Genomic DNA, 12,961 nt, shown 5'->3' with positions numbered 1-12,961 from the left:
CCATTTAAAAAATGAAAACAATGTACAGGTCACAAGTAATCCGCATGCTCGTCGTATGCAACCTATTTCTGTTCCTGTCGGCATCAGCAGGAACGGGTTCACTTCCAGCCAACACCTTCCGGGTTTGTATCGTTGAAGGGAAAGCGGAAAGCAAGACTGAAGCCCGGAAGAAAACACATGGCAAAATGGAAGCTTATCTCCGTTCCAACGAAGAAGCACTTGTTGCCATCCGTAAAAGCAGCCGCGGTACATTTTCCATGATGGAAAAAATCCTCCGCAAATACAAACTTCCCGTTGAACTGAAATACCTCGCCGTGGTGGAATCTGAGCTCAAATCAACAGCACTCAGCCCGGTCGGTGCACTTGGAACGTGGCAACTGATGCCTGAAACTGCAAGAGATCTCGGCCTGCAGGTTTCCGACAGTATCGACGAACGCCTCAACTCCCGGCTCAGCACCAAAGCTGCCGCTTTGTATTTACGCGACCTTTATGGAGAATTTGACAACTGGCTCCTGGCGCTCGCTGCCTACAATTGCGGTCCCGGGCCGGTGTACAAGGCAATTAAAAAATCCGGAAGCCGCGACTTCTTTGAATTGCAGCAATACCTTCCACAGGAAAGCCGTGGCCATGTTCAGAAATATATCGCCACCCACTGGTATTTTGAAGGAAAACATTCAGCCTTCGTACCGTCAACTTTCTGAGTCACGGCCTGGTCACCGGATCTTTTGCCAGTACCTGAGCCAGTCAATCATCCTGCTCGTATAACCGTATTCGTTATCGAACCAGGCGATCAGTTTGACCTGGCGGCCTGCAACCGACGTAAGGCTGCCATCGATCACAAGAGAATGGGTATTCCCCTTGATGTCGGCAGAAACCAGTTGCTCTTCTGTATAGTCCAGTATTCCCTTATAGGGACCCGTAGCGGCATGCCGGAACAGGTTATTGATCTCCGCCGCAGAAGTTTCTGTTTTTAAGGTCACGGTTACGTCAGTCATGGCACCGTTCGTGACCGGCACCCTGATGGACAATGCAGCTATCCTGTCTTTCAGGGGGAACAATCGTTCCAGGGAAGAGGCCAGGTCGATTTCCACAGGGATGATGGACTCAGCGGCAGCACGGCCGCGACGGAATTGTTTATGAGCGGTATCCACTAATTCCTGTCGTGATGTATAAGAATGAAGGATATTGAAATGAATGGACTCGATACCGATTGACTGCAGAAGATAAATGATATGGGTACAACAGTTGGTCATGCAGCCACCGGGACTTACTACCTGTGTTTCCTTAGTCAGCTGGTGCTGATTGAAACCATAGATCATCAACGGGATATCAGCAGAACCGGTTGTTGACAACAATACGGCTTTCGCACCTGCCTGCAGGTGTTCTTTTGCTCCCGCAGCCTGGTGGAATCGCCCGGAACATTCAAGCACTACGTCCACGCCGAGTTCTTTCCAGTTCAGTTTAGCAGGATGATCTTCCTGGAATACCATTATCCGTTTATCACCGGAAACAATAGCATTCCCTTCCAAAAACAAAGGAGCAGGATTTGGCCCGTAGAGCGAATCATATTTCAGCAGGTAAACCAGGTTATCTGAAGGCATGATATCATTCACCGCTACAAGTTCCACATCCTGCTCTCCGAGCAATCTTCTGAACAACAACCGCCCGATCCTTCCCATCCCGTTGATGGCAATGCGCATACGTTGAAAATTTTGCGCAAATATCGGCAATTAAAGAATTATTGATGCGCTGTCGAATCTTGTATAGTGCCGTTTACCACATATTTGATATCAACGGCTTTGTTGCCTGCAGCACCAGGTTCACCTACCAGCAGTACGGTATAGATCTTATTAGCTTCCACCGGGAAAGTACGGCTCTTGTCGATCGTCGTTCCTGCTTTCACAGATACCGCGATATCTCCTGCGTCGATGGGTTGAAAAGCGCTTACTTGCCCGAATGACACTTCCTGCTGATAGGAAGTACTGCCACCTGCAACGATTACTTCAGGCGAAGTGGTCGTATCGACAATAGCGTTGATATACCGCACAAAAGCCTTTCCGGCAGTGAAAGGAAGGCTATCCAGGTTATCAGTGGTCACCAGTGTTTTATAGCTGCTGTCGGAACCGACCACAAAAAGCGAATAATACTGGTCTGCTGCAGCGGAAAACTTTGTTTCTTCTGTAAGCGGCGCACCATTGGAATAGTCAAAAGCCCAGGCCGAACGGTCTCCTACATATATCGGAAGATAGGCTCCCGTGTAGTTGGTATAGGAAAGGGGCTGATTGGTAAGGTTATTCCCATTTAGGCGAATCCCCATACTGTTCTGGTCGGGCGCCAGGTTAAACGCCATTAATCCTGCCACCGGGGTGGCCGGTTGATTGTCAGAAGATTTCAGACAGGAAGTTGCCAGGATAGCAACCAGTGAAAAAACGGCAAACAATTTCAAAGTTGACTTCATACAGAACTTTTTAAGCATAAAAAAAGGATCCGTCTCATAGACGAATCCTATCTGTAAAAGTTTGCCGTATGCCTGCTAAAGCAACAGGTTTAGGTACCTGTTAACAACCTGGTTAAATTTTTACCCAGGCCTGTTTCTTATGACTTTCTATAATACGTTCGCAGATCAGCAGTTCTCTCAGCCCTGCCGCAAAGTCGGGATAACTGGGATGCTCAGGCTGTTTTCCCGCTTCAATGGCAGCATACACTTCCTTGAACATCTGCTTGGAGGTATCGGGAAAACCTTCGTTGTGTCCACCCGGAAAGCTGATCAATTGTGCGGATTCCCTGTAAACCAGCGACGGATCCTTTAACAGCACCTGGTTGGCCCCTTCCCTTTTTCCCAGCCAGATCTCGTTGGGTCTTTCAGAATTCCATTCCAGGTTAGCTTTTGACCCGGAGATTTCTACATTCAGCCTGTTTTTACGGCCTGCAGACACCTGGCTTACCGTTACCACACCCTTATTACCGTTGTCAAAGCGCAACAAAACGTTCGCATGGTCTTCTGTATTGATGGGAACTTCTTCATAGTCAGCTGCACTGAGCGCTGTCTGCGAATACGTCTCAATACGCTTCAGGGGTTTTAACCTTGTTTTATGTACGGTGGAGAAATCTGCCATCACTTCCGTGATCCTTAACCCCGTCACATATTCGATAATGTCCAGCAGGTGGGACCCGATATCGGCAATCGCCCGTGATTCACCGGACTTGTCGGGCTCGAGGCGCCAGTTGTAATCGTGTTGAAAATAGAGCCAGTCCTGCAGGTAAGAGCCCATCACAGCGTAAATATCACCGAGGTCACCTTTTTCCCGCATGGTTTTCATCTGCCTGACGAGCGGATAATATCTCAGGTTGAAGTGCACTGCATTTACCAGGCCTTTTTCCTTTGCCAGTTTTACCAACTCTTCCGCCTCTTCGATTTTGGTGGCAAGCGGTTTCTCACAGATCACGTGTTTTCCGGCAAGCAGGGCAGCTTTGGATTGCGAATAATGGAGAAAATTCGGCGTACAGATATGTATCGCCTCAATATCTTCCTGCTTCAGCAATTCTTCAAATACATAAGCGCGTTCAATTCCGAGCGCATCTGCCTTTTCCCTGGCGAGTTCAGCTGTTGCTTCGCATAAAGCAGCAACGCGGATATTCGGCAGGCGGCGGAGGGCTTCGATATGGGCAGGACCGATAAATCCTGTACCCACCACAGCAACGTTGATTGGTCTCATTGTAAAATTTTGCGGATAAATATCATGATAATTACTAAAAATACAGGATTCGTATAAATTTCCTGCCAGTCAATAAAGAATTTCGCTATTGGAAACCTGCGTGAGCAAACATCGTCACGGTCAGTACGAATGGGCAGTCGTGCTAATTATGCCGGTCGGAAATACTGTACTGTATAAGTCATTTTACACTTTTTCTTTGTCTCCAATTTGTAAGTGCATCTTCAAAAAAAGCTCCTATTTCTTCTCGTTCTCCGTCAACACAAACCTTGAATTTTGAACTATCGTTTTTTGTCACCAACATATATGGGCAGTACGCCAAACCTGCATAGTAAACTGTGTCAATTGATTTGATATCTTGATAAAAGGCAAATGAAACTTCGTCTTTTGTTTTGTCTTTTTTGTCTATCCAATATTTGGCCATGCGCTTATCTGAAAAAAAGTTGCCAGCTACCTCTTTTCCAAATTCAGAGTAGAACCTATAAACTTTTTCGTCGTTGTCAAGCAGGTTTAGTTTCTGCATTCGAGCTATGTCAGACATGTTTAATGCGTCTCCTGTCTCGATGCGATTACAAGCTATTAAGCTGATAAATATAAAAAGTTGAGTCCTACGAAATGTCATAACTGTGTAGTATAAAGAGTACGGTGGTTATAATCTGTAGTCTATCCAACTTCACTGGCACTCGACTAAACGAGTGGTTTAAAACCTCCATACACCATTCTTTCGGCATCAAAAATCAATCTTCTCGGGTCGGTTAATGGAGCAACCAATTCCGTCATTCTTGAATCAGAGGGAACTTGCTTGTTAGCCCTGTCACGAACCTCTTTGGAAGGGAAAACAACCCACCCAAACACTATTACTTCATCTTCTTTCAATTCCACTAATTCGACGAACGAACGCGTGCCTTCCAATTTCAAATCTTCCCCGACATACTCAAAGTAAGCCAGTGCTCCATATTCTTTCCAAATTTCAGCCACTTTTTCAGCCACACGCTTGTATTCATCCAGGTAAATTCGTGGAACCGGAAGCACAAATCCGTCTAAGTAATTTTCCATATTCTCTTTTATACTATCCAATTCAGGGTGTTAGTTCTCAGATTGCATACAACGCCGACAACCACTGCTGATTGAAAATATAAGGTCGAATTTAAGTACTAAAGCTCAAAGTTGTTTGTCCTGCCGAACCACAGCCTGGATTTGCGATTTGTTGATGTTTGCTGATCACGCCAAAATTGCAAAAAAGCTAATGTTGTGTGCTGTGTTGTCGGGTATTATGTAGTGTCCTCTCTCTCTTTTATTTTGCGAGTTGTTTGTTCCTGAGCATAATAATTATAATCGATAGACAGCAATTTTGTAACCTTTCATTTAGTTATGCGTTTTAGAAATAAAACATTATGAAAATTTACCTCATCATATTAGTACTCGTTTGCGCTTTGTCATGTAGTGACGCCGGGGATGCGGCAACATCTACGGACAAGGAAAACATGCAAGGAGCCTGGATGGGGCTAACAGAAAGCCTGAACGGGATCAAAAAAGATGTATCTTTCCTGTATGTCTTCAAAGGCGATACACTTAGTTTCACAGACGAGACCGGGAAGGAGATGAAGTATTCCTTCAAGCTGGACACTATCGCCAACCCCAGGTTGCTTATTGTTCGGTCAGAGGACACGCTTAACAATCCCACACCTGTGAGTATTGGTTATGAGCTGAACGGCGATTCGCTGAAGATAGTGGTCGCACCTCATGGTTTGCATCCAACAGAAATATCAGATAAACACGATCAGGAATTGATTGTTTGCAAGCGAAAGGGTTCATGAAAACTCAACCAAATTGCTTGTGAAAAGGTGATAACTATGCATCTCTTAAATTATTGAACCGGTTTTGCGTCATTGAGCATAGTACACAACGATCAGGCATTAACGCAGGCTGGGAAATAGTTTTCCGCTGCCAGGCCAACTGATGTTGAAAATATAGATAAAGTTGAAGATAAGTACTCGGCTAAAGTTACCTGTCCTGCCCGACCTACTGCTGAAAAAAATTCCAAGTCATGCGACACAGCTTCCGTCCGCCCGGCTTGCGGTAATACCCTGTCAGCTGTCGTTATACTATTTACCATTCCCTCCAATCTTCTGTGATGTCTGCACCTTCTTCAATCTTAAAACCTGTTAGCCTAACAGCCTTTGTCATAAAGTCAATCAATTCGTCTCTTTCAAGTGTCTCTATAAAATTATTATTCTTCGGGTTGAGTTTATTGAGCGTGGTAACTGTTTTCTTAATCGCAGCCTGAACTTGAGATACTTTCTTTTTTTCAACCGCTACTTCTAAAGCGCTTAGAAACTCTTTTATTACTGCAGCCGATGTAAGTTACAAAAGGTGAAAAATACATTCTATAGCTCATCCGTGTTCGGTCAGCCAGATATATAGCTGATAGTAGTAATTTTGGTGAGGATCTATTCGTCGCCCCCTGCTGACGCAAAACCTGTTGTAAGAAGCCCTTCTTTATCCGCAATCATGCACTTAATATTTATCTATAAACCCAAGTACAACTTTATTAAATTCAGACGGGTTCTCAATCTCCAATCCATGCGTCGTGGGCAGTGTTGCTTTTTCTTTATTGCTTAAACAAGGTTCCATCTTAATAAATATTGATCCATCGGAGAAGGCTTTATCGCCGCCCAGGAGTAATACAGGTGTTTTTATTTTTTCCAAATCCTTGCAGGTAACATTCGGCTTAAAATCCTGGCCAAAAGCTGCAGCTCTAAGTTCCTGAGGATTCGCCATAGCTATTTCGCGGTCGAATGGGGAAATCCTGGAGAAGTATGTACTGTCTATCCCGGCGGCAAGGAAGATTTTTATCGCTTTTTCCTGTTCATTGTTTATAAATGCCTCGGCAACTGGCCCCCAAAATCGGTTTGCATTCAATTCAGGCAATAATGACACTATCGGCGGTTCTCCAAGTGTAAGACTACGCACAAGCTCAGGATGTCCCATACCGGTCAACATGGCAATAAAGGCGCCCGAGGAATGCCCTACCAGGTGAGCCGGTTCAAGTTTAAGTGCCTTTATTAATTCCACCAGGTCTTTAACATGGGATGCATAGGAATGTTTAGAAGAGTCGATTATCGTTTGCTGATTAGGCCAGGCATAGCGCCGGCTGTAAGAAATGACCCGGTGGGTTTTGGCAAAAGTATCTATTTCATTCCGCCAGGTGCGGTAATCACTCAATGCACCGTGAACAAAAACCACAGGGTCGCCTTTACCCATATCAATGTAATGAATGCTGTCACCGTTAATGAAAATGCTTTTGAGTTGAGGCTCTGTACTGCCTTGGCTCTGTGTGTTGGCGGTGTTGCTGTTATTGCATGAAGACAAATAAAATAGCAGCAAAAAAAAACTGAGTGGGAAAAAGTTATTTTTCATATTAAACAGTTTTGATTTTACCAATAACCACAGTCTTTGTCAGGGTTGCTTACAACGAGCAGGGCCTTATGCAGGTTGGGAATTAGCATTCCGTCTGCCCATAACCGCTTGCTGTCAATATAGATTATTAATTGTTTTAACCCTATTGAAAGTCCTAATGCCGGTATAAACTAATTTTGTCTGATGTGATGAGTCTAAAACTGTGATTTCAAATTTCAATTTTGCTTTTTTTGCAGTCTTTGATATTATTGTCACTTGTCCGCTAATGGATGTCTTTTCGGCGTGCCAATTCCAAACTGAGGATTTGTCATAAGAGCATGTAATTGCAGAAGCATCTTTTTCTAAGTTAAATGTATTTGTTGAGTCTAATTTAGAATTGTCGAAAATTGTGATTGTCAATAGGTGAGAATATTCTTCGTCTTTTTTATAAGGTTCATTATAGAATACTTTTTGTCGGATTGTAAAGGTCGAGTCGGACTTAAAACTATTAGTTTCTTTAAAAAATGAGGTTTGCTTTAATTGAAAAATGTCTATGACTTTGTCTTGAGATTGTCCTTGGGTGAAAAATGGGAGGAGAAATAACAGGTTTGATATTAATTTTCTAATGAGTCGCATGTTGTGTCTCTCAAAATTGCAGGCAACGGACACGGCTTGGTGATGTGGCGGAATTTGATAATCGTCAGCCCATAACCGTTGTTAAATTTATAAATAAAAGCTCATTGCTTATTCTACTGCTCGGCGTTATTCGTCGGTTGGAACTGAAGCCAAATAGCGAACAAAATGTTGAGCAAATATTCGTCACTACGCCATATTGCCAAACCGCCTGTTAGCGGCTGCCAAAGTTCTCAAACGAATTTTGTCTGCTTAATTTGCTTTGTAGACTGTGTCATAATAGTCGTGTGCTGATGCAAATACTGGAATGGTCGCCCAAAATAAGTTTTTGTTTTTTGCTACTTCTGTCGCTGCCCTTACTAATTCTTGCAGTCGCAGCACTATTAAAAGTTCTGCCACATCGCTTGCTGCTTGTATTTGACTGTCCTTATATTTTTGATTGTCCATATAGTCCTGATAGGTCTTTTGTAACTCTTCGTAACCTGTCAATGGAAAGCTATTTGTTGTTGAATTGCCTTCTTCCCAGTCAGCAAGCCAGTCTGTGTCGTCAGTCCCGCCAACTTTATCATAAGCGAATAAGTCAAGAAACCATAGGTCGCAATTGATTGTAAAACCGTTCATTTCTGCATAGATTGCTTTTAGGTCGAGGTTACTAATCACTGATTCGCAAAAGTCCGAGAAGAAGTCAACCAATTTGTCTGTTTGGTGGAGCAAATCCTGACCTAAAAGTTTGTTGAAGTCGGTTGAAACTTGCTCCTTTAATTTTGTTTCCGCAAGTAATATTGCATCATCAAGTTTATTGGTGGATAAAAGTTCGCTGATGTCCTCCGCTAATTCAAAATTCATAATGTTGTTGATTTTGAAACGCTTCATAGGTTGCCGCTTACGTCCGCGTATTGGCGATGTACGGGTATTCCGTGTTTCGTCCTGCTGGAACGTCAGCCGGGTAAAGATATACAGCTGAGAGTATATTCCAAAGCTCATCTGTGATCCGGAAAGCTAGAACTACAATTAATCCGTGTTACTGTCGAACAAGATTTATTCGTCGCCCCCGCATATTGCCAATGCGATGTTAGCAGCAGGCACTATTCGTTCAAATGCGCTATGTCGGTTGACGCATAAAAGTATCTTAGTTCATGGCCGTCACCACCACATGATTCAGCGTCGGCGATAGTTAGCTTTAAGTCTGAGAATAAATAATTACCAGGCTCAATTTCCTTAAAGTTGTCAGTCAGCTTCTTTAGAGCGTTAACATTGTCTTGGATATGACTTTTAAAATTGAGAGCAACTTCTTTAACGAAAATGTCAACGCCCCAATGAACTTCGACCTCAGTCAAGACATTGTCCGCATTATAGTTTAAAAAGAAATAGTTTTCGCCACCGTTAATATTTTGATAAACGTCACGTCTGCTTTCAATTGTCTGATTGTCCCCAATGTCAATGGTGCTGTCCATGTCTTTAAATGGAAGGTTGATTAGTCTTCTTACATCGGCACGGGTGGTGAACCAATTAATTGGTACAGAATTCAACGTAAATCCAACGTCTGATATGTAATTCAGGGTCGTCGTCATGCTTGCTGCTAACATTTGTATTTATGTAAAATAAGCAAATAGCCGCAATCCGGATACTAATTCAAACAACTGATCTTCAATTAAAAATATTGCGCAATGTTCATTGCGCAATTGCATCAATGCACAGCCACTTGTGAACACTTTTTTTTCAAAAAGGAGTTCCTGCCCCTGCTTCTGACTGTACAGCTCGACTCAATGCTGTGCCTACATAGCTTGCCGAAGCGGCACAGATTGCCACTCCGGATTTTACCCGGATCTGAAACTCAACCTATCAGGGAATCGGTTCGCGCAACAATACTTCTTCTGTAGTGTCAATATAACGCACTTCCTTTTCCAGGAGGTAGGTAGTCCAGCGTTCTACCCCGGCATCAGCCGCCTGCACACAGAAGGCAAGATAATCGGTCAGCCCCTTCTGATGCCTTTCCAGGGCCTGCTTTAACCTGGCCGGATCACCCGGCGTTTTGATATCGATTGGCGCATAAAGGGGTGTGGCGTGAATCGGTTCCTGGTTCGGCCCGAAATAGGTGGCACTGCCATCCCGCACTTCAACAGTATAATGCGTAAGGCCAAGTAAGGTCAGCTGACGCGTATAAGCGGGGAAATCTGCTCCGGTTTTCACCTTCGCATGAGCCGCTTTGATCTGCTCGAGTGTAACCATGTGATAAAGTTAACAAAGTTTGAGGGTACGGGAATTTTCCCGTTTTCCTGTAATAAAGACGGCCGTAGATTTGTTGGCCGGATCCGGGCCTATCTCAAAACTTCCTACCCAAAAATCCTGCCTTTATTTTCCGGCCTGCCACTTTCATCCTCAAAATAACCAGGCATGAACCTAAACTTATCCTTCCTGCGCATGTTGCTGCGCAACAACTTCCTTGTTTTGCTTTCTTTTTTACCCGCTTTACTCTACGCACAGCCGGGATCTCTGAATCCCCGTTTCGCCAACAATGGTTTCCGGCTGGATTATATTCCTGGCGAACAGAGTAACAATACCACCATTGATGACATCCTGGTAAACAACAACGCAGACACCTACTCGGTATTCGCCATGGCTGGCGGAACCGGTCTGTATAAACGATCCGGAGACGGCACACCTTCCGCCGGATATGGAACCAAAGGATTTTCCGACTGTTTCAGTTTCGGTCGTGATGCACATCTCCTGCTTGCTGACGGGTCGGCTTTGTTTGCTGGTTTCCTGGGCATAGAAGAATACTTTTCCGGCACCAATACAGGTGATTTCGTTCTGGGAAAACTGACGCCCCAGGGCAAAATAGACAACCAATACGGCACCCGCGGTATCCGGAATATATTTCCGCTCGTTAATACCATACAACCGGAATACCTGGGCAAACTGCCCAATGGAAAATTGCTGGTGATGCTGCACCAGCAGGAATACGGCAACAGCAAACTCTTCACCGTAGTGCTTTCTGCGGAAGGCGATTATGACCCTGCACTTCCCAATTTCGGCATAACCGAATTGGCCGTTGGACAGGGAAGTGCACAGCTGTTCGTGGTTTCCATCAACCAGCAGCAGGACGGCAAATCGCTGATTGCCCTCAATGACAACCAGATGGATGGCACTACCCGCAAAATCCTGATCCGCATCAACCAGGATGGCAGCCCTGATCCCGCATTCGGTAATGCAGGTATTCAGTACCTGGACGCCTTTATTCCCGATGGCAAAATCAGTGCCGCCGGCTTCCGGAAATATGGCGGATATATCGTACTCACGTCCTCCCTCAACGATGACTCCCCACTCCGCTTTAGCAGGCTGCTTCCCAACGGCAGTCCGGCAAGCAACAATCCAAACTGGACAAAGCTGGTATCCCTGCCCTTTACCAGCCCGGTTATCGACGGACTCACAGATGACAATGGCAGGTTTTCCCTCCTGATGGGTAGTTATGGCCTGCATTACCTGGTCAAACTCGATGAAAAAGGCATCCCGGACATGCAGTTTAACGGCACCGGCTGGCTGCAGCTGAACCAATTTCCCAACGACTGGTATTACAGCATTGCACTGACACCACGAAAAAACCTGATGGTGGCAGGATCGGGAACACCCGGAACAAACTTCATGCTCGGCAAGATCACCCCTTCAGGTATACCAGACCGTTATTATGACAGGGATGGGTATGTAGCGGTGACGTTTCCTTTCCAGTCAACAGAATGGAAGGCCTGCATCAAACTGGGCGAAAAGGGTCTGCTTGCCGGAGCCACCGTCACCACCAACGGACAGCCCGGTTTTCTGATCAAAGCAGTGGATACGGAAGGGAAAGACATCAAATCCTTCGGTAACAGGGGTTCCCTGTTGATTCCCTTGCCGGAACAACTGGCAGCCACCAGTATCATCCCCTATGGCAACAACCATTTCCTGTTCTGGCATTCCCCGTATTACTATTCCACCACCAGCCCTTCTGTCGTAACCATTAAACGTTATACCAACAACGGGCAACAAGACCTGCGATGGGGAAACAATGGCGAGCGCCTGGTACAGCTCCCCGATAAGGCTATCAGTATAGTGCTGCGGGTATTGCGCGACAACCGCATCCTGGTTGGCTTCTCTGTTGACAATGATGACGCGGTGACCCGTTACACAAGAGATGCAAAAATCTGGTGCCTCAAACCGGATGGCAGCCGGGACTGGAATTTTGGTGATGGCGGAACAGTAACCATTAACCTGAAAGACTTCCAGGATGAAATCGAAATGTTCCGGCAACAAAAAGACGGGAAAATCCTCGTCATCAGCAACGCATGGACGGAAGATAATCCCAGGCTGGCCATCACCCGACTGCTGGAGAATGGAAAGCCTGATCCCGCCTATGTGCAGGGCATCCGGGAGACCAACCAGTATAGCTCCGAATTCAGGATAGGCGGCGCCCTCCTGCTGGCTGACAATTCCCTGTTCATCGCAGGTGACAGTGCCTATGCAGGGAATCACTTTCATGCTGCCGCATTGTTGAAGTTCCGCGAAAACGGTACACGCGCCACTGAGTTTGCCAACCAGGGTATTTTTGTAGCACCAATTTCACAGGACTACGGATCTGGACTTGACATCAATGATGACCACGGAAAACTGCTGTTTACCTGTATCGACAGAACAGTGCCTTATGGCGAAATCATCCATTTCCGGCTGCTGGCAAATGGCAAGCCGGACAAAAGTTTCGGCATCGATGGAAGCAGCACGATATCCTACTCCACAGGCTTTGAATCGGTGACTGACACCAAATTGTTTTCGGACCAATTGATCATGATAGGGAGTGCCGCTACGCAGATCATCACGCCTATGCTGGCCAGCATTGCGCTGGAAGGATACAGTGCATTAAGAGAATCAGCACCCGCTGCTCCTGCCACAAAAACCTTCCGCATTTACCCCAATCCGGCCACCACCTGGATTCAACTGGAAATTTCAGGCAACCCTGCGCTCCACCCCACCTCCGCCGAATTGTTCGACGCAGAAGGACGCCTGGTTCAACAATGGAAAAACGGCTGGGAAAACATCCCGCGCCGCGCCCTATACATTGGCAACATACCCGCCGGCAACTACCTGATGCGCGTCAGGTTCAGCAATGACGAAAGCCGGCAGGAAAAAATCGTGATCCTGCACTGATTGGCAGCAGCTGTTAAAAAAAAATCAACTCAAAAACTTTT

General features: G+C 45.5%; 12 protein-coding genes. 3 read left to right on the top strand and 9 right to left on the bottom strand.

Annotated features, from left to right (window positions below; translation table 11 throughout):
• The first annotated feature begins 20 nt into the window (after positions 1–20).
• Positions 21–701 (top strand): lytic transglycosylase domain-containing protein, encoded by a 681-nt coding sequence (locus FPE01S_RS24865; protein WP_169749159.1) that lies wholly within the window; start codon positions 21–23, stop codon positions 699–701.
• A gap of 12 nt (positions 702–713) precedes the next feature.
• Here FPE01S_RS24865 and FPE01S_RS11465 read toward each other — a convergent pair whose 3' ends face one another.
• From FPE01S_RS11465 to FPE01S_RS11445, 5 genes are all read right to left on the bottom strand, one after another.
• A complete protein-coding gene (locus FPE01S_RS11465) occupies positions 714–1,700 on the bottom strand; it encodes a type I glyceraldehyde-3-phosphate dehydrogenase (protein ID WP_046369141.1) in 987 nt (328 codons plus the stop codon).
• Positions 1,701–1,738: 38 nt separating this feature from the next.
• Positions 1,739–2,458 (bottom strand): DUF4397 domain-containing protein, encoded by a 720-nt coding sequence (locus FPE01S_RS11460; RefSeq protein ID WP_046369140.1) that lies wholly within the window; start codon positions 2,456–2,458, stop codon positions 1,739–1,741.
• A gap of 112 nt (positions 2,459–2,570) precedes the next feature.
• Positions 2,571–3,716 carry a Gfo/Idh/MocA family protein gene (locus FPE01S_RS11455; RefSeq protein ID WP_046369139.1) on the bottom strand — a complete coding sequence of 382 codons (1,146 nt, stop codon included), beginning with the start codon at positions 3,714–3,716 and terminating at the stop codon, positions 2,571–2,573.
• Between the two features lie 178 nt (positions 3,717–3,894).
• Complete coding sequence (locus tag FPE01S_RS11450) at positions 3,895–4,254, bottom strand: hypothetical protein (protein WP_046369138.1); 360 nt, start codon at positions 4,252–4,254, stop codon at positions 3,895–3,897.
• A gap of 146 nt (positions 4,255–4,400) precedes the next feature.
• Complete coding sequence (locus FPE01S_RS11445) at positions 4,401–4,769, bottom strand: DUF1428 domain-containing protein (RefSeq protein ID WP_046369137.1); 369 nt, start codon at positions 4,767–4,769, stop codon at positions 4,401–4,403.
• A 338-nt stretch (positions 4,770–5,107) separates the two neighbouring features.
• Between FPE01S_RS11445 and FPE01S_RS11440 the strand changes: the two genes are divergently transcribed.
• Positions 5,108–5,530, top strand: coding sequence for a hypothetical protein (locus FPE01S_RS11440; protein ID WP_046369136.1), 423 nt, complete (start codon positions 5,108–5,110; stop codon positions 5,528–5,530).
• Between the two features lie 700 nt (positions 5,531–6,230).
• Here the strand turns inward: FPE01S_RS11440 and FPE01S_RS11435 are convergent.
• From FPE01S_RS11435 to FPE01S_RS11415, 4 genes are all read right to left on the bottom strand, one after another.
• On the bottom strand, positions 6,231–7,133 hold the full coding sequence (locus FPE01S_RS11435) for an alpha/beta fold hydrolase (RefSeq protein WP_046369135.1): 903 nt from the start codon (positions 7,131–7,133) through the stop codon (positions 6,231–6,233).
• 864 nt (positions 7,134–7,997) lie between these two features.
• On the bottom strand, positions 7,998–8,618 hold the full coding sequence (locus FPE01S_RS11425; RefSeq protein ID WP_157473998.1) for a hypothetical protein: 621 nt from the start codon (positions 8,616–8,618) through the stop codon (positions 7,998–8,000).
• A 212-nt stretch (positions 8,619–8,830) separates the two neighbouring features.
• Entirely contained in the window at positions 8,831–9,331 is a 501-nt protein-coding gene (locus FPE01S_RS11420; protein WP_046369132.1) for a hypothetical protein, read from the bottom strand.
• Between the two features lie 256 nt (positions 9,332–9,587).
• Positions 9,588–9,974 carry a DUF1398 domain-containing protein gene (locus FPE01S_RS11415; RefSeq protein ID WP_046369131.1) on the bottom strand — a complete coding sequence of 129 codons (387 nt, stop codon included), beginning with the start codon at positions 9,972–9,974 and terminating at the stop codon, positions 9,588–9,590.
• Positions 9,975–10,139: 165 nt separating this feature from the next.
• Between FPE01S_RS11415 and FPE01S_RS11410 the strand changes: the two genes are divergently transcribed.
• Positions 10,140–12,920: a T9SS type A sorting domain-containing protein gene (locus FPE01S_RS11410; RefSeq protein ID WP_046369130.1), complete on the top strand. Its 2,781-nt coding sequence runs from the start codon at positions 10,140–10,142 to the stop codon at positions 12,918–12,920.
• Positions 12,921–12,961: the final 41 nt, after the last annotated feature.

It is taken from the genome of Flavihumibacter petaseus NBRC 106054, assembly GCF_000974785.1.
GTDB classification, from domain to species: Bacteria; Bacteroidota; Bacteroidia; order Chitinophagales; family Chitinophagaceae; genus Flavihumibacter; species Flavihumibacter petaseus.
The sequence above is the reverse complement of the archived record's forward strand: the minus strand, read 5'-3'. Positions and strand labels throughout refer to the sequence as shown.